This is a genomic window from Ruminococcus sp. RTP21358st1_G6_RTP21358_211008, assembly GCF_040908885.1.
GTDB lineage: Bacteria > Bacillota > Clostridia > Lachnospirales > Lachnospiraceae > Blautia_A > Blautia_A faecis.
Genome location: NZ_JBDGDM010000031.1, coordinates 33,765 through 50,420 on the forward strand (window position 1 = coordinate 33,765; position 16,656 = coordinate 50,420).

Here is a 16,656-nt window from a genome sequence, read left to right on the forward strand (position 1 = left end):
CCTTTGTTACTGTTCACTTCGTGACTGGCAATTCATAGGAATTTTGTAAGATTATTATACACTACATCAGGGTAAACTGACAACTATTTTCTTAATTTTTCTAACAAATCGAGAAAATATTCTGGCAAAGGTGCAGAAAACTCCATATACTCTCCTGTTCTTGGGTGAACAAAGCCCAAAACCATGGCATGAAGAGTCTGTCCCTGAAGATGATAGGGATTTTTGCCTGAGCCATAGATCTCGTCGCCAAGAAGAGGATGTCCAAGGCTGGTCATATGTACACGGATCTGATGGGTACGACCGGTTTCAAGGCGGCACTCGATATAAGTCGCATTCCCGAAACGTTCCAGGACTTTATAATGGGTGACAGCGTCTTTTCCATTTTTGTAGTTGATCGCCATTTTTTTCCGGTCAATTGGGTGACGGCCAATCGGGCCTTCCACAGTACCTTCATCTTCCTTAAGATTACCTGCTACAATAGCCCGGTAACGCCGCTTGATGGTATGCGCTTTCAGTTGCTTGGCCAGATCACGGTGAGCCGTGTCATTCTTGCATACAAGAAGAGCTCCTGTAGTGTCCTTATCAATACGGTGGACGATTCCAGGGCGCATAACGCCGTTAATACCGGACAGATTGCCCTGACAGTGGTACATAATAGCATTTACCAAAGTTCCGCTGGTGTGGCCGTTTGCAGGATGGACTACCATTCCTTTGGGCTTATTTATCACCAGTACATCATCATCTTCGTACAAAATGTCCAAAGGGATATTTTCCGGAAGAATATCCGGTTCAGTCAGATCAGGCAGGGTTGTCTGAACCAGATCCCCTGCCTGTATTTTGTAGTTTGCTTTTACTGCTTTCCCATTGACGGTAACACCTTGTTCTTTCAGAAGCTTCTGAAGATAAGAACGGGAAAGTTCCTCATATTTATCGGAAAGACAGCGGTCTATGCGCACTCCTGCTTCATCTTCGGTTGCTGTAAATTCCAATTGCTCCATGTATCAGTAAAACTCCTCTCTCAATTACGCGGTATATGAAAAATCAGACAAATCAATTTACCTGGCAGATCTGTTCCCCGGTTTCAGAAAGTCAAAATCATTTTCTTCTTTATAACGGAAAAACATAAGAAATACCATCACTGTGATCCCACAGGTCACGTAAATATCTGCCACATTAAACGTGGGAAAATCAATCAGGGAAAAATAAATAAAATCTACCACATATCCACGGAAAACACGGTCTATAAAATTCCCCATTGCTCCAGCGAACACAATTGCCGCTGTATAAAGCAGTGGTCTGTAATAAACAGTTGCAGGTGTTTTTATAAAAAGATATATAATAGCCATAAAAAACACAATACAGATAAGCACCAGAAAAAGGATCTTATTCTGGAGAAGGCCAAATGCCATGCCTCTGTTTTCAAGGTAACGAAGGTTTAACACACTATCAATAAGAGAAATCCCGGAGGTTCCTTTCAGATATCTAATTGCAAGATACTTTGTTCCCTGATCCAGAAGCACCAGAAAAAGGATAAGCAGAATTCCTTTTAATTTAGGTGCTTTTAGTGGAAGGTCATTGTAGTCTGAAGCTGTTTTATTTTCCATGATAGATTACCTGCAGATGGCGTGAATTCCCACAAGAAGCTCCTGATCCGTAACTGTCTTGTCAATAAAAGTCTTTCCAAGACCATCCATAAGGATAAATTTAATCTGTCCCTGTTCCATTTTTTTGTCCTTTTTGGTAGCTGCAAGAATGTCCATGGGAGAAAGTCCTTCCACATACAAAGGCAGGTTGTAAAGCTCAAGGCTATGGCAGATCTGCTCGTATTCACCATTTGTGAGGAGACCTCTTTCCCTGGAAATGGCAGCTGCGGCAACTAGTCCGATTCCCACACACTGACCATGGAGAAGGTTAAAGTTCATCAGCTTCTCGACTGCATGTCCTATGGTGTGGCCAAGATTAAGAAGAGCGCGCTCGCCCTGCTCCTTGGGATCCCGTTCTACAACCCCGGCTTTGATGGCACAGCATTTTCGGATCATAACGGCAAGCATTTCTGGATCCATAGTGCGGATGACCTTGTAATTTGCGCATACAAAGTCGAAAAAGCCTTTATCGCAAATTAGTCCGGTCTTTAGGATTTCACCCATTCCACAGCCAAATTCGCGCTCAGGGAGGGATTGCAAGGTGGCCATATTCATATAAACCAGGCGGGGCTGATGAAAAGCGCCTACCATATTTTTAAACTGTCTGAAATCAACGCCGGTCTTACCGCCTACGCTGCTGTCAACCTGTGCCAGAAGCGTGGTAGGAATCTGGATAAAATCAATTCCGCGAAGATAGGCTGCAGCACCGAAGCCGGATAAGTCTCCTGTTACTCCGCCTCCAAGAGCAACCACCAGACTTTTGCGGTCAAGCCCATTCTCAATAAGGCACTGGAAAAGATCCTGTACGGTATCAAGATTCTTGTGTGCTTCTCCTGCGGGGAAAGTGAACTGGCATACATGATCGGATACTTTCAAAAGCTCTGCTTTCACCTGGTCTGCATAGAGAGGTGCTACTGTGGAATCTGAAACAATACACATGCTTTTCCCTGCAAGACCTTCGTCTGTTAGGGCCTGTGAAAGAAAAGAAAAGTCATTTTCAAAATAAATGGGATAACAGAACTCCCCGTCACGTTTTACAAGTAATTTTTCTTCTGCCATAGTTAAATCCTCTCCAAATGTATTATTGTTTATACGTATTTTCGAATGCGGACACCAAGGCGTCCTTTCTTTGTCTGTCTGGATACACCATCATAGATAAAGCGTCCTTTGCTGCGAACGGAAATAATATCGCCTTCTTTTGGCTCATATCCATTGGAGGTGATCAGTTTGCCGTTTACAAACACAAGACCGCTTTCAATAAAAGAAACCATGCTGCTTCTGGACGTCTGAAAAGCCAGCCCGATGAGAGCATCCAGCCTTACAGAAGCGCAGGTGCCATTTATCATTTCAAATTCAGGTTCCGGAATCTCTTCTGCCTGCTCTACTCTGGAAACCAGCACGGTAGTATGTTTTACCCGGATAAGATTTTCAATAAAAAAGTCAGACATTTTATGAAGGCAGAAAAACCAGGCTTCTTTATCCTTGATGAGGATATCACCAACTACACTGCGGTCAACGCCAAGATTCAGGAGCGCTCCAAGATAATCTCTATGTCCAAGCTCCTCAGAAAAACGAAGAGCCTTGGGCTCTATTTTCAGGCAGTCAATAGGATAATCCCAGGAAAAACCAAGACCTCCGGGGAAAAAAGCTGCCATCTGCCGTTCTGCATGCTCATAGCCACCGAAAAGCTTTACCTCTACGCCCATCTGGTGAAGCTTAAGGGAAGCAAGCATATTTTGTTCATTTAAGTTAAGAAAATCCGTAAAGGTGACAATATCTCTCTGGTAAGAGAGATTTGCCAGCTCCCGGATTCTCTTAAGTAAAAATTCATCCTTATCCATAAAAATCAATAACCGGCTCTTACAGAAGGTGTAGCGCCGCCAAGAATATTCTGAAGATCACCAGTGATATCTACAGAAGACGGACCAAGTACGAAGATGTAGCTGGAAATCTTCTGAAGGGAACCATTCAGGGAATAACATGCGCCAGATGCAAAATCAATAATACGCTGTGCAAGTTCTACATCAATACCCTCCAGATTCAGAATTACAGTTGCATTGTCAAGAAGTGTGTCTGCAATCTCCCGGGTGTCCTCCATGGAAGCAGGTTTGATCACACAAACCTCCATAGAAGAAGCCTGATTCGCACGACGGCTGCTTCTCATCGGAGTGATTTTGGAAGAAGCTACAGGGCGCTGCTTCTCAGCTGGCTGTTTCGCAGGAGCCTTGGCAGCAGTCTTTGGTGCTGCTGTATGTACAGGTTCTTCGTCAAAGGAAGTATCTTCGTCAGCCAAATCGTCCTCTTTCTTACGACCGAATTTCTCGAAGAATTTCTTCTTAGGCTTGTCATCCATAGGATCGTCATCAAAGAAATCTCCCTCTTCATCGTCCATCAGATCCTCATCTAAATAATTATCTTCATCATAATCGTCATCATTCAGTTTAATAGAATCTAATAATTTATCAAAAACGCTCATTTTCAATCTCCAATCTTAATCTTCTTGCCGTGTGGCATAATTTCGTTCACCAAAAATACCGGTTCCCACACGTACCATGGTTGAGCCTTCCTGGACAGCAACCTGATAATCTCCGGTCATACCCATACTCAGAACACTCATGTTAACATTATTAATGTTTTTTGCATTAATGTCAACACTTAATTTCTTCAATGTGCGAAAAATTTCACGATTTTCTTCTGGATTTTTCACAAATGGGGCAATGGTCATAAGCCCCATTACTTTTATATGAGAAAATATGCTGATTTTCTCAAGAAGAGGAAGCACTTCATTCGTCGTTAATCCGAATTTGCTTTCTTCCTCTGCTACATTAACTTCCAGCAGAATTGGCATAACAAGATCTTTCTTTGCAGCTTCCTGCTCGATGGTCTGGGCAAGGCGAAGGGAATCTACAGAGTGGATCATGGCAACCTTGTCAATAATATATTTTACTTTATTGCGCTGCAGATGACCGATCATGTGCCACTGGATATCTGATGGTAGCTGGTCATATTTATCCATGATCTCCTGGACTTTATTTTCTCCAAAAACACGCGCACCGGCATCATACGCTTCCTGAAGCATGGAGACCGGTTTGGTCTTGCTTACTGCCACCAGTGTGACTTCACCTGGGTCACGGGAAACAGCAGCACAGGCTTTTTCAATATTTGCATTTACCTGCTGTAAATTTTCAGCTAACATTTATAAGCCTCCTTAAAAATAGTATATGTTAAACTTAGTAGAGAATATCCTGTTCTTTTACCTGGGAGGAGTCTCTGGCAATACGGTCATAACGGGAAAGTCCGTAGGATGTATTACTGGAAATAATGGCATATTCTTCATTCTGATCCAGTATGTCTACCTGACGGAATACCGCATACCCCTGATTGATGCAGTAAACGCCTTCCAGAGAATCTGTTTCCCCTACAATAAAGCACTGGTTGGAGTCATCTTTTACAATAGCATCTCCTTCTTTAAAAGCGCTTCTATCCACGTAATAATTGTAAGCTTCATCAGCAGAATCATCATCTGATTCAATTTTAACTTTACCGTAGATTGTAGCATTGATAAAGGTTCTTACGTTATTTCCGCTGGAATCTTTGGAAATCTTGTTAAAGCCTACACTTCCGCTGTCAGGATCAGTTGTGGCATATTCTGCCGGAATCACGTAAAAATCCTTGGATTCAATAGCGGAAAGGGGAATCTTAAGACCGGTTACTGTATTGGTAACCAGTTCAATATCCAGAAAACGGTCAGATGCATAGCGGATCAGACCGCGGCTGAAGTCGATTTTTCCATATTTGTCACCATCGATTTTTATGATGGAAAAATCGCCGCTCTGTGTCATATCATCCTTGAGAAATTTCACACGAATGGTGGAACGTCCCTCCAGCTTGGCGGCCTGTTTGTCGCTTAGTGGAATGATCAGGCTCCATAATTCGCTGGTAATATTTGTATAAATGTTATCTCCGGCCTGCACCTTTTCGGATGTCTTCAGATCCGTTTCATGGTAAGAAGTCTGGTCAAAATCTTCTGCTGTAATGTTTTCCACAGTCTTATTCTCATAGCCGTCCATAGAATAGAGGATAATGCCGTCTTCCTGGGCTTTACAGATATTCTGTCCGCCGATGGTCACTACTTGTGAATCTGCATTCCCGTCAGTGGAAATTCCCTCATACTGAAGGATGCTTCCCTCCAGCTGGTTCTTAAAACTGTAAGTGTTGTTAAATTTACTTCCGGAAAATCCTTTGGAAAAGCTGAGCATAGAACTGCGGATCTTCTCCAGTTCATCAGCAGTCAATGCAGACTTGGTTTCTGCAATTTTTCCGGAACTTAATCCGTAAACAGCACCGTTGGCATTGATCTTACTTCCCTCCCGGGCATAATAATTCACATAACCGGAGGATTCTGCCTTAAAAACACTCTCTTCCCGAAGAGAAATACCAGTGTAGGTCTCGTTTCGCGACAAAGGACCTGTGGTAACCTGGTAAGATTCGATATGTGTGGAGGTTACAAGTAAAAATGCAGTAAAAATCATATATAATAACAATACACCAAAAGCAACGGTGGCAATATTCAGTCCGAATATGTTCTTTAACTGGACAAAAAGTCCTGCCGTTTTGCCAGGCTTGTTAGATTTCTTCTCGGACAAGCGGATTCCCCCTTTGTTTTTGAGTCGGGCTCTGAATTTTCATACCAAACAATTGTACCATTTTTTGCCGGTGAACACAAGGAAAAGAAAACGAAAAGTGTGTGAACAAAGCTGGAAGCTGTGAACAGCCTGCATATCAAAAAACGAACATATTTTCAGAATATCTGTTTGCTTAATTAAGAAAAATATGGTATGATAAGAAAAAGTTGAATGAATTTCGGAGGAAAACTCTTATGACATATGGTAAAATCAGCAAAAAACAGCAGGAAATTTTAGAATATATTAAAAGTGAGATTCTGAACCGCGGATTCCCGCCAGCAGTTCGTGAGATTTGTGAAGCTGTAAATCTGAAGTCTACATCATCTGTTCATGCCCATCTGGAAGCTCTTGAGAAGAACGGATACATCCGCCGCGATGCCACGAAGCCAAGAGCCATAGAGATCATTGATGACAATTTCAATCTTGTCCGCCGTGAAGTGGTCAATGTTCCGCTTGTAGGTACTGTAGCCGCCGGACAGCCTATTCTGGCTGTAGAGAATGTAGATGGCTACTTCCCCATCCCGGCAGAATTTATGCCCAATGAACAGAGCTTCATGCTGAAGGTAAAAGGCGACAGCATGATCAATGCAGGAATCTTCGATGGTGATCAGGTTCTGGTAAAGCAGCAGCCAACTGCAGATAACGGCGACATTGTAGTTGCCCTGGTAGAGGACTCTGCCACAGTGAAGACCTTCTATAAGGAGAAGGGCTACTACCGCCTTCAGCCAGAGAATGACACTATGGATCCCATTATCATTACAGGAGAAATCCAGATTCTGGGTAAAGTATTTGGTGTCATGCGTTTTTACCAATAGTCATAAAAAATTTCCCCTTTAGCAAACAATTGCTGTTTCCAGACAATTGTTTACCAAAGGGGACTTTTTTATTTCTCTAAAAACGCATCCATCTCCAGAACCTTTCCATCTCTCCAGATTCTCTCCAGATCATAGAAAAGTCGGTTTTCCTCATCAAACACATGCACGATCACATCGCCGTAATCCATGAGAATCCAGCTGGAATTGCGGTTTCCCTCAATCTGCTTCGCCTCAAAGCCAGCGCGTCCAAGCTGCTCCTCCACATTATCGACGATCGCCTGAACCTGATTGGAGTTTGTACCGCTTGCGATTACGAAATAATCTGCAATTACAGAAACATTATGAATATCAATTATCTTAATATCCTGTCCCTTTTTATCATCAATTGCCTTGCAGGCAATCTGTGCCATCATTTTCTCTGTACTTACTGTACTCATTCTGATCTGCTCCTTTCTTAATAATGCTTATACTGACCTAATATTATTTTAAATTCCTGCGAGAACAAAAGGCTTTAAAAGTGAAATAATATCCTCTGTCAGGTGGTACCTGGCCTTCGCTCGTGCGAAATATCTCGCATCTCGTAGAATGTTAATTGTAAATAGTAAAAATAGTCGCCAGTATATGCGGAGTATTAATTATCAGATACGTTATTACGCTTATTATGCAATTCTTTATAATAAATATAAGCCTCCTTGGAAGTTGGCTCAATATCATCGGCAGAATCTTCTTCCAGATACTCCAGGGTATCTTTTAGGATCTCATACATACACTCATCCAGGTCTTCAAACGCAAGTTTGCGAATTTCCGGTAAACGGCTTGCTTTATAACGCATGGGCTCAATATAATCTGCAATATAAATAATCTTTTCAAGAAGACTCATTTCACGTCTGCCAGTTGTGTGATAATTGATGGCAGAAAGAATCTCCTGATCGTCAATCCCATATTTCTCGTGAGCAATATAAGCTCCAAGACGGGAGTGGAGAAGAAACGGGTGACTTCTCTCAAAATCGGAAACCGGAATATTGTGTTCGCTGCACATCTTCAGTTTTTTCTTATTGGGAATGCATTTGGCGCAATCGTGAAGAAGACCGGACACCTGTGCATCTTTGATATCATATCCATGGACCATAGCCAGACATGCGCTGGTGTACATAACGCCCATGGTATGCTGGAAACGATCCTCATCCAGGTATTTGGAAAGTTTTTTTTCAATTTTTGCAAAATCGTAATCTGCCATGGTCAGACTTCCTTCTTTCTGTAAATTCCATTCTCTTTCATGTAAGAAATCACCTTATCCGGGACGTAATATTTCAGACTTTTTTCTTCTGAAATCCACTGACGGATCTGATGACTGGACACATCAATATTCATAGTATCCAAAAGGGCAAAATTTCCGTTGTACCTTGCAGAAAGACGCTGGATTTCCCGATTCAGTTCAGCGTAGGACGCATGATCCCGGACAGCCACCACAAGAGTACAGGCCCGACAGATCCGCTCTGGTTCCATCCATTCGTCAAAAGCAAAAAGAGAATCTGCACCAATGATAAAATAATAGTCTGTGTCCGGATTGTATTCTTTTAGCTCTTCCAGAGTGCGATAGGTATAGGTATACCCGGTCTCGTGCATTTCTGCAAGAGACAACTCAAAATGGGGATTATCTTCAATTGCAAGCCGGACCATATCCACACGCTGGTTATCAGAGGCTCTGCCAGCACGGTCCCGTTTATGAGGCGGGTTGCCGGAAGGCATAAACAGAACCTTATCCAGCTGGAATTGCTCATAGCTCTGCTCACCCAGGATCAGATGTCCCATATGGATGGGATCAAAGGTACCGCCCATGATCCCGATTTTTTTTCGATTATTTTGGCAGTTCAATTTTCTTTTTCTCTTTTTTACCTTCGCGGTATAATACGATCTTCTTACCGATCACCTGTACAACCTGGGAATGGGTGCGCTCTGCAAGAACCTGTGCCATTTCCTTAGGATCCTCCAGACAGTTCTGAAGCACACTGATTTTAATCAGCTCTCTCGCTGCAAGTGCTTCGTCAACAGCCTTGGTGTTCTCCGGTGTAAGACCGCCCTTGCCAAGCTGGATAATGGCATCCATTTTCATTGCCAGACTTTTTAAATATGCTCTTTGCTTACTTGTCATAATTTATCTCCTGAATACCTGCTGAATAGCTGCTATTTATTTATAATAATCAAATTCAAATCCATACATACGAACCGTATCACCCTCCTGAATACCGGCGTTTTCCAGTTCATCCAGAATGCCGCCCTCTTTCAGGAAACGCTGGAAAAAGGCGAAGCCTTTCTCAGAATCCAGATTGGTATAACCAAGCATTTTCTCGATACGTGGTCCTTCTACGATAAATACAGAGGGATCTTCCTCATCAACCTGTACGGTAAATGGAAGGCTCTCATTGATCAGCATATCTTCCGGGAAGAATTCCTGCTCGAATACGATTGCTTTCTTCGGACAACTGTCCAGAAGTTCCTTGATATGGAAAAGAAGCTCGCGTACACCCTGTCCGGTAACTGCAGAAATGGGATATACTTTGATACCTTTTGGTTCAAATTCTTTGCGAAGTCTGTCTACAGGATTCTCCTGACCGTCGTCAAAAATACAGTCCACTTTATTGGCTGCAATTACCTGAGGACGCTTTGCAATTTCCGGATTGTATTTCTCCAGTTCTTTGGTAATCTTATAAATATCATCAATAGGATCTCGTCCCTCTGTGGAAGCTGCATCCACAATGTGCACCAGAACTCTGGTACGCTCAATATGGCGAAGGAACTCATGACCAAGACCGACTCCTTCAGAAGCACCTTCGATCAGTCCAGGGATATCTGCGATGATAAAACCGCCATTCTCAGTATCTACAACACCAAGGTTCGGGCTTAAGGTTGTGAAATGATAGTTGGCAATTTTCGGTTTCGCATTTGTAACACGTGAGAGAAATGTAGATTTACCAACATTAGGAAAACCTACCAGTCCTACATCTGCGATCACCTTTAGCTCCAGAAGCACTTCAAGCTCCTGAAAAGGCTGTCCAGGCTGGGCATATTTGGGAACCTGCATGGTAGGGGTTGCATAATGCTGATTTCCCTTACCGCCGCGTCCACCGCGCAGAACGATCTGACGACGATTGTCACCGGACATGTCTGCAATTACCTTACGGGATTCAGCCTCCATGATAACAGTACCTTCCGGTACCTTTAATATAATGTCGGCACCGTCGGCACCGTGGCAGCGCTTTTTGCCGCCCTCCTGACCGTCTTCTGCCTTATATTTTCTTTTATGACGGTAATCACCGAGGGTATTCTGTCCCTCGTCAACTTCAAAAATGACGTCTCCGCCCTTGCCGCCGTCGCCGCCATCCGGACCGCCGTCAGGTACATATTTTTCCCTGCGGAAGCTTACATGGCCGTCGCCGCCCTTACCGGAACGGATATATATGGTAGCTCTGTCTGCGAACATTAAATCTCCTTTATAAGAAAAGGCTCCAAACCTTTATAGATTTGAAGCCTCCTGCTCTACGAATTACTCTGCCTCTACTGGTACGATAGAAACCTGTTTCTTATCGCGGCCTTTTCTGGTGAATCTTACAACACCATCGGTCAGTGCAAATAATGTATAGTCTTTTCCGCATCCTACGTTCTCGCCTGCATGGATCTTAGTTCCGCGCTGTCTGTAAAGGATGTTGCCGGCTTTAACAAACTGTCCGTCTGCTCTCTTCGCACCTAATCTCTTGGACTCGGAATCACGACCGTTCTTTGTGGAACCAACTCCTTTTTTATGTGCGAATAACTGAAGGTTCATCTTCATCATTGTTGTTACACCTCCTTGACTCTTACTGTCAAATATCGATTGTTATAACTATGCTCAATTTCTGTTAATCCAAGAATCAGGGAATCCATAAGCAGTTTCCCACGCTCAGTATTCGGATTTGTTTTAAAATGGATGGATACATATCCCTCATCCGCTTCCGCTTCAATCTGCTCTTCCGTAAATTCCTCAAGAGAATTCACGGTAGTAATGATCAAGGCTGATACGGCAGCACATACAATATCCTGTCCCTCTTCGGCATAGCCTGCATGTCCTTTGGACAGAAAATCCAGATAAGAGCCTTTTCTCTTCTTAACTGTAATATTGATCATAACAGCACCTGATTAAGCGTTGATCTTTTCGATTTTAACTTTGGTGTACTGCTGTCTGTGACCGTTTTTCTTGTGATATCCAGTTTTTCTCTTGTACTTGTAAACGATGACTTTTTTAGCCTTTCCGTTCTCAACTACAGAAGCGGTAACACTGGCATCCTTAACGTCTTCTCCAACCTTTAATCCGTCATTGCTAACTGCAATTACAGAATCAAAAGTAACGGTTTCACCAGCTTCAACTCCGAGCTTCTCAACTCTGATTACGTCGCCTTCAGCAACTTTGTACTGTTTACCACCTGTTGCAATAATTGCGTACATTTGTGGCACCTCCTATAGACTTTACTCGCCAAATATGGTGGTCTCTCGACTCTTAAACCTCTTTGTGCGGCATACTCGATTATAATAACAGGGAGATTTGGTTTCGTCAAGAGGTTTTGCGAAAAAAATTGTAAAAAAATAAAAATGAAAATCCATATTTCGGGTTTGCTGCTTATAATAATTTCGAAAATACGAAAAAGAAATTTCTTATAGTTTTACTTAGAGAGTGTTTGAAAAATCTCCTGACTTTATCTGCCTGATCTCCTCTATTACCGGTTTTCTGACTTTCTTTCGTGTCATCTCCAGAATGTGAAGCGGTGTAATATCTATGGCTTTACATTTCACCGGATCCTTCCTCAGATATTTCTGCAATACATGAAAAAGCTCGTTGTTATGATCTGGGTTTGTCATATTGATAAAATCAATAAGAATAATTCCGGACAGGTTGCGAAGCCGCAGTTGTCGTGAAATTTCCTTAGCTGCTTCCAGATTGATTTTGCGATAGGTTTCTTCGGCTTTTTTCTTTCCGGTAAATTTCCCGCTGTTTACATCGATGGAGACAAAGGCTTCTGTCTGCTGGATCACAATAAACCCGCCGCTGTTCAGCCAGATTTTTTCCTTTTGAACCTCATCCAGCGCGTTTTCCATGCGGGAAAGCTTGTATAACGGAAGAAGCTTGTCCTGATAAAAACGGGCTTTGCTTTCTTCCTCCGGACTTGTTTCTTTCAAATAAGAAGTGATCTGCTGAAAAATTTCAGGATCATCTGTTACAATGTCTGTGAGATTTTCGCTGTAAATATCACGGAGAGTGGTAAGGTAAACCGGTTCTGTTTCGTAGAGAAGGCTGAAACAGTTGCGGCTTTTGCCGTTGACAGCAACTTTTTCATACAGTGATTTCAGATAAGAAAGTTCCTGAAGGATTTCAGCCTTTTCAGCCTGGGCTGCGTTGGTGCGGACAATCAGGCCATATTCCTTATCCGGACGTGCAGCCTCTGCTTCCAGCCAGCCGGATAAAGTGTGGCGTTCTGAACCAGAGAGCTTACCGGATAGTCCGAACTTTTTTTCTCCTGTGGTGAGCACCAGATACTTACCGGTAAAATTTAAGTTTGCAGTCAGTGCGGGCAGCTTGCCCTTCATGGCATCACGGCTTACCTGCACCAGAATCTGGTCACCCGGACGCAAGGGACTGCCAGGTGCTTTCCCGGAGGCATAGATAACCTGCTCTGCTTCCTGAAGAGGAAAATAACCGCGTACTCCAGGTGCAATAAGAACAAATGCTGCCTGGATATTAGAAGCAATATTTTCCACCTGTCCTACATAAATATTTCCGAGAATGGACTGTCGGGCGGCTGCCTCCAGGCGAAGCTCCATAATCTGACCTTCTTCCTCGATTGCACAGGCATGACATTTGTTACCGCAAAGTTCCATGGTTGTTAGAATTAATTTCGTCACTTGATTCACCTGTTTTAAGTTTATTGAACTTCCACGCCAAGGGATTCCAACGATACAAATTTATGTTTTTTCTCATTTCCAAGATCTGCATATACTTCCAGACGATGAATCATGCAGGCAAATTCCGGAAGCTCCTGTCCAAGCCAGCTGGTAAATGCATCCATTACAGCATCTGGTTTGGTATAGTTGGCACTTGCAGAAGCAAGACTTAAGAAAATGCGGTTGTCATTCTGTAAATTCATTTTGTAAATAAAAGGTCGGATATCTACCTGTTTTTCGCCTTTTTTGGTTTCTTTTGTAACAAGGATCTCAGGCTGCTTTAAAAACTCCGTAATTCTTGTCTGCCATCCATCTGCCGGTGCTTTTCCAGGACGAAATTCCACCAGATAATCAGCTGCTGCCACCAGGGACATTGCCTTGCTCGCTTTTCCATCTTCCACCTGGCGGGCACTTAAAACATGAATACCATCTACCATCTGGCTGTTAAGACGTTGACAGATTTCATCAGTAGGAATCGTAGCGGTAAGCTCCATATCGAAATATTCCCCTGTACTGGTAACGCCAACTCCAAGAGGGGCAGCAAAGGACATGATCATATGAGGGCTGTAACCTCCAGAAAAAGCAATTGGAAGCTCTGCGCGGCGGATGGCTTTCTGGAAGTAGCGCATGGTGTCAAGATGTCCTACAAATTTCATAGGCCCTTCTTTCGTAAATTTAATTCTTACCTTCATAACATACGCCTCCTTCATAACGTCTTGCTCCGCAGCCTGCACATTTCTGACGGCAGTTTGGTGTAACCACTTCGCCTTTTGCCTGTTTCCACTCACGGATCAGAAACTCCTTGGTAACACCTGCATCTATGAAATCCCATGGGAGGATTTCATCTGTGCTTCTCTCTCGGAGTGTGTAGAATTCAATGTCAATTCCTGTTTCTGCAAAAGCCTCTTTCCAGATGTCGTAGCGGAAGCTTTCTGACCAGGCATCGTAAAGGGCGCCTTTTTCATAGGCTTTTAAGATAACTTCAGAAGCACGGCGGTCACCTCTTGCAAGGAAGCCTTCCAGTGTGGTTACATCCGGTTCATGCCAGTTGTATTTAATACTCTTCTGGTTCAGCTGTGCACGGATTTCTTCTTTTACTACTTTTGCCTTGTCAATAAAATCCTGTTCTGTATACATTGGAGCCCACTGGAATGGGGTAAATGGCTTTGGCACAAAGAAGGATGTGCTGACTACGATCTGAACCTTTCCATGGCGTTTTTCCTTTGGAACGGTATCGTAATATTCTTCTGCAATACGCTCTGCAAGATGAGCAATTCCCTTCATGTCTTTTTCTGTTTCAGTAGGAAGCCCAAGCATGAAATAAAGCTTCACACGGTTCCATCCTCCAACAAATGCCTCATGCGCACCGTGAAGGATCACTTCTTCGGTAAGTCCTTTGTTAATTACATCACGAAGTCTCTGGGAACCAGCTTCCGGGGCAAAAGTAAGGCTGCTTTTCTTAATATCCTGAACCTTGCTCATAACATCCAGGGCAAAAGCATCAATACGAAGTGACGGCAGGGAAATATTAACACCTGCAGATTTAAATTCGTCGATCAGGAAGTTTACCAGCTCTTCCAGATGGGTGTAATCACTGGAACTTAAGGAACTGAGGGAAATTTCCTCATGACCGGAATTCTTCAGCATAGCTCTTGCAGATTCCTTCAGTTCTTCTACATCACGTTCACGGAGAGGTCTGTAGATCATACCAGCCTGGCAGAAACGACAGCCACGGATACATCCACGCTGGATTTCCAAAGTGACACGATCCTGTGTAGCTTTAATAAAAGGAACAACCGGTTTTTCAATCGGGCAATATCCTTTATCCATATCTACGATCAGCTGCTTTTGGACTTTCTCGGGAACTCCCGGACGATTTGGTGCAAAGGATGCAATTGTACCGTCTTCTTTGTATGTGACATCATAAAATGCCGGAACATAAATTCCCGGAATCTGAGCTGCCTTCAGAAGGAACTCCTCCCTGCTGCCTCCGGCTTCCTTATTGGCCTTGTATGCATCAAAAAGCGCATCATACACAGTTTCTCCTTCGCCAATATAAAACAGGTCAAAAAAGGCTGCTAATGGCTCTGGATTATATGCACACGCACCGCCTCCGATTACAATAGGACATGATTCGTCACGGTCAGCTGCTTTCAGTGGAATCTGGGAAAGATCCAGTGTCTGGAGTACGTTAGTATAACACATTTCATATCCAAGTGTGATGCACAGAAAATCAAAATCCCTGACAGGATCCTGGGACTCCAGGGCAAATAACGGGATATTCTGTTCTCTCATAAGCTTATCAAGATCAAGCCATGGGGAATAAACTCGCTCACACCAGACATCAGGGCGTTTATTGAACATATTATAAAGAAGCATCATACCAAGGTTGGACATGCCGATCTCGTAGACATCCGGAAAACAAAACGCCACACGGACATCTATCCCGTCTAAATTTTTCATCACAGAGTTGACCTCCCCGCCGATATAGCGGGCTGCTTTGTCAACACTGAGCAATATTTCATCACTAAGTGCTAATTTTCTCATTCTTTTCCTTTCGCAATTTGTCACTATTTGCCAAATACAGAACTTCTTCTGTTTAGATTTGGATAGTGACTTTTTTTCTGAATAAGTGGGAAAAATAATGCTCATTTTTGAACCTATTTTTACCCCGAAAACGGCATTTGGTCACTGCGGTACCGGCTGTGGTATATGCCGTTAATTATCCTATTATAATACAGGTCATTTCAGAAATTCAAGAGAAATCGTGTGCTTTTGTGGAAATGGTGAAAATTGGTGAAAATAGTCTGCTGTCACTCCTTTTTTACAAGATTCTTTTTTTCAATACTAATATGTCATATTTTTTGTTTCTGTCAAAAAATGTCGGGGTACTTGTTTCTTTGTGGTTATCTGCTTTCCTGGAAAACCCTTTCTTAAATAACCATTCTTAAAAATATTACATACTAAATGTGTAAGTATTCTATAAATATATTTCTTTGTATGGACATCCACCTTACAGGATTAATATGTCATTTTTTTAGAATTTTGTCAAAAATTTTCATAAAAGATCGGATTCTGAGCGAAAATCGGACAATATATAACTGAAATATAGTTAAATGCTTAGCCAATGATGGCAGAAAGGAAAAAAGAATGAGAAAAGAATCAAAAGAAATGGCTGTTACAGCCGCAACAATGAAAAAAGAGAAAAGGAACGAACCTGCTGCAACTACTTTTGTTAATTACCTGGAGAGCTGGTACCAGAACAAATGTCTTTCGAATTCAACCAGCAGCAGTACGGCTGCTTACTACTACTGGATGATCTTCAATGTCATTGAACCCAGCCTTCCGGATAAGGAGCGGGCGGTTGACGATATCGATGCAGAATACCTGAATGCTCTTTTGGCATGCATCAATCAAAAAAATGAAAATACGGCTGCTTCGGCATACCGCTTTCTGCGTGTCTTTATAAAGGATCGTTTTGAACCAGATACCGGTGATTATGAACTTTTCTTTCAAATAAAAAAATATTCTGTTTTGGAAAAA

At 42.7% G+C, this 16,656-nt stretch carries 20 protein-coding genes; 2 read left to right on the top strand and 18 right to left on the bottom strand.

Features of this window, described 5'->3' with window-relative positions; translation table 11 throughout:
- Nucleotides 1–83: 83 nt before the first annotated feature.
- Genes AB5Z12_RS12985 through AB5Z12_RS13015 form a run of 7 tightly spaced genes read right to left on the bottom strand, consistent with a single transcriptional unit; the run spans nt 84 to nt 6,289 of the window.
- Nucleotides 84–998 (bottom strand): RluA family pseudouridine synthase, encoded by a 915-nt coding sequence (locus AB5Z12_RS12985; RefSeq protein ID WP_173735555.1) that lies wholly within the window; start codon nt 996–998, stop codon nt 84–86.
- Between the two features lie 57 nt (nt 999–1,055).
- Nucleotides 1,056–1,604: a signal peptidase II gene (gene lspA, locus AB5Z12_RS12990; RefSeq protein WP_173735554.1), complete on the bottom strand. Its 549-nt coding sequence runs from the start codon at nt 1,602–1,604 to the stop codon at nt 1,056–1,058.
- A 6-nt stretch (nt 1,605–1,610) separates the two neighbouring features.
- Nucleotides 1,611–2,702 (bottom strand): 3-dehydroquinate synthase, encoded by a 1,092-nt coding sequence (gene aroB / locus AB5Z12_RS12995; protein WP_173718927.1) that lies wholly within the window; start codon nt 2,700–2,702, stop codon nt 1,611–1,613.
- Nucleotides 2,703–2,731: 29 nt separating this feature from the next.
- Nucleotides 2,732–3,484 carry an RNA-binding protein gene (locus AB5Z12_RS13000; protein WP_173718938.1) on the bottom strand — a complete coding sequence of 251 codons (753 nt, stop codon included), beginning with the start codon at nt 3,482–3,484 and terminating at the stop codon, nt 2,732–2,734.
- A 5-nt stretch (nt 3,485–3,489) separates the two neighbouring features.
- Nucleotides 3,490–4,119 carry a cell division protein SepF gene (locus AB5Z12_RS13005; RefSeq protein ID WP_173718928.1) on the bottom strand — a complete coding sequence of 210 codons (630 nt, stop codon included), beginning with the start codon at nt 4,117–4,119 and terminating at the stop codon, nt 3,490–3,492.
- A gap of 15 nt (nt 4,120–4,134) precedes the next feature.
- Nucleotides 4,135–4,839: a YggS family pyridoxal phosphate-dependent enzyme gene (locus AB5Z12_RS13010; RefSeq protein ID WP_173735553.1), complete on the bottom strand. Its 705-nt coding sequence runs from the start codon at nt 4,837–4,839 to the stop codon at nt 4,135–4,137.
- Between the two features lie 34 nt (nt 4,840–4,873).
- The gene (locus tag AB5Z12_RS13015) at nt 4,874–6,289 is read right to left on the bottom strand and encodes an HlyD family efflux transporter periplasmic adaptor subunit (protein ID WP_368357284.1); all 1,416 of its coding nucleotides are present in this window, start codon (nt 6,287–6,289) and stop codon (nt 4,874–4,876) included.
- Between the two features lie 233 nt (nt 6,290–6,522).
- Here AB5Z12_RS13015 and lexA point away from each other — a divergent pair, with 233 nt between their 5' ends.
- A complete protein-coding gene (gene lexA, locus AB5Z12_RS13020; protein WP_148463022.1) occupies nt 6,523–7,143 on the top strand; it encodes a transcriptional repressor LexA in 621 nt (206 codons plus the stop codon).
- A 68-nt stretch (nt 7,144–7,211) separates the two neighbouring features.
- On the opposite strand, the gene rsfS is transcribed toward lexA, so the two are convergent.
- The 11 genes from rsfS to AB5Z12_RS13075 form a co-directional block, all read right to left on the bottom strand.
- A complete protein-coding gene (gene rsfS, locus AB5Z12_RS13025) occupies nt 7,212–7,580 on the bottom strand; it encodes a ribosome silencing factor (protein WP_118580185.1) in 369 nt (122 codons plus the stop codon).
- Between the two features lie 194 nt (nt 7,581–7,774).
- Nucleotides 7,775–8,380 carry a bis(5'-nucleosyl)-tetraphosphatase (symmetrical) YqeK gene (gene yqeK / locus AB5Z12_RS13030; RefSeq protein ID WP_118580182.1) on the bottom strand — a complete coding sequence of 202 codons (606 nt, stop codon included), beginning with the start codon at nt 8,378–8,380 and terminating at the stop codon, nt 7,775–7,777.
- A 2-nt stretch (nt 8,381–8,382) separates the two neighbouring features.
- Nucleotides 8,383–8,982, bottom strand: coding sequence for a nicotinate-nucleotide adenylyltransferase (gene nadD, locus AB5Z12_RS13035; RefSeq protein ID WP_118580325.1), 600 nt, complete (start codon nt 8,980–8,982; stop codon nt 8,383–8,385).
- Nucleotides 8,983–9,001: 19 nt separating this feature from the next.
- Complete coding sequence (gene yhbY, locus AB5Z12_RS13040) at nt 9,002–9,295, bottom strand: ribosome assembly RNA-binding protein YhbY (protein WP_118580179.1); 294 nt, start codon at nt 9,293–9,295, stop codon at nt 9,002–9,004.
- Between the two features lie 36 nt (nt 9,296–9,331).
- Nucleotides 9,332–10,624 (bottom strand): GTPase ObgE, encoded by a 1,293-nt coding sequence (obgE, locus tag AB5Z12_RS13045; RefSeq protein ID WP_118580176.1) that lies wholly within the window; start codon nt 10,622–10,624, stop codon nt 9,332–9,334.
- Nucleotides 10,625–10,687: 63 nt separating this feature from the next.
- Nucleotides 10,688–10,975 carry a 50S ribosomal protein L27 gene (gene rpmA, locus AB5Z12_RS13050; RefSeq protein WP_015542711.1) on the bottom strand — a complete coding sequence of 96 codons (288 nt, stop codon included), beginning with the start codon at nt 10,973–10,975 and terminating at the stop codon, nt 10,688–10,690.
- Nucleotides 10,976–10,980: 5 nt separating this feature from the next.
- Nucleotides 10,981–11,304: a ribosomal-processing cysteine protease Prp gene (locus AB5Z12_RS13055; RefSeq protein ID WP_148463023.1), complete on the bottom strand. Its 324-nt coding sequence runs from the start codon at nt 11,302–11,304 to the stop codon at nt 10,981–10,983.
- Between the two features lie 12 nt (nt 11,305–11,316).
- Nucleotides 11,317–11,622 (bottom strand): 50S ribosomal protein L21, encoded by a 306-nt coding sequence (gene rplU / locus AB5Z12_RS13060; RefSeq protein WP_118580170.1) that lies wholly within the window; start codon nt 11,620–11,622, stop codon nt 11,317–11,319.
- A 219-nt stretch (nt 11,623–11,841) separates the two neighbouring features.
- Nucleotides 11,842–13,074: a ribonuclease E/G gene (locus tag AB5Z12_RS13065; RefSeq protein ID WP_256143996.1), complete on the bottom strand. Its 1,233-nt coding sequence runs from the start codon at nt 13,072–13,074 to the stop codon at nt 11,842–11,844.
- A 20-nt stretch (nt 13,075–13,094) separates the two neighbouring features.
- A complete protein-coding gene (locus tag AB5Z12_RS13070) occupies nt 13,095–13,805 on the bottom strand; it encodes a TIGR03936 family radical SAM-associated protein (protein ID WP_118580164.1) in 711 nt (236 codons plus the stop codon).
- Complete coding sequence (locus AB5Z12_RS13075; protein ID WP_148463024.1) at nt 13,789–15,660, bottom strand: TIGR03960 family B12-binding radical SAM protein; 1,872 nt, start codon at nt 15,658–15,660, stop codon at nt 13,789–13,791. The genes AB5Z12_RS13070 and AB5Z12_RS13075 overlap by 17 nt, the downstream gene beginning before the upstream one ends.
- A gap of 603 nt (nt 15,661–16,263) precedes the next feature.
- On the opposite strand from AB5Z12_RS13075, the gene AB5Z12_RS13080 reads away from it, so the two are divergent.
- A partial coding sequence (locus AB5Z12_RS13080) for a hypothetical protein (RefSeq protein WP_368366374.1) occupies nt 16,264–16,656 on the top strand: 393 nt, incomplete at its 3' end.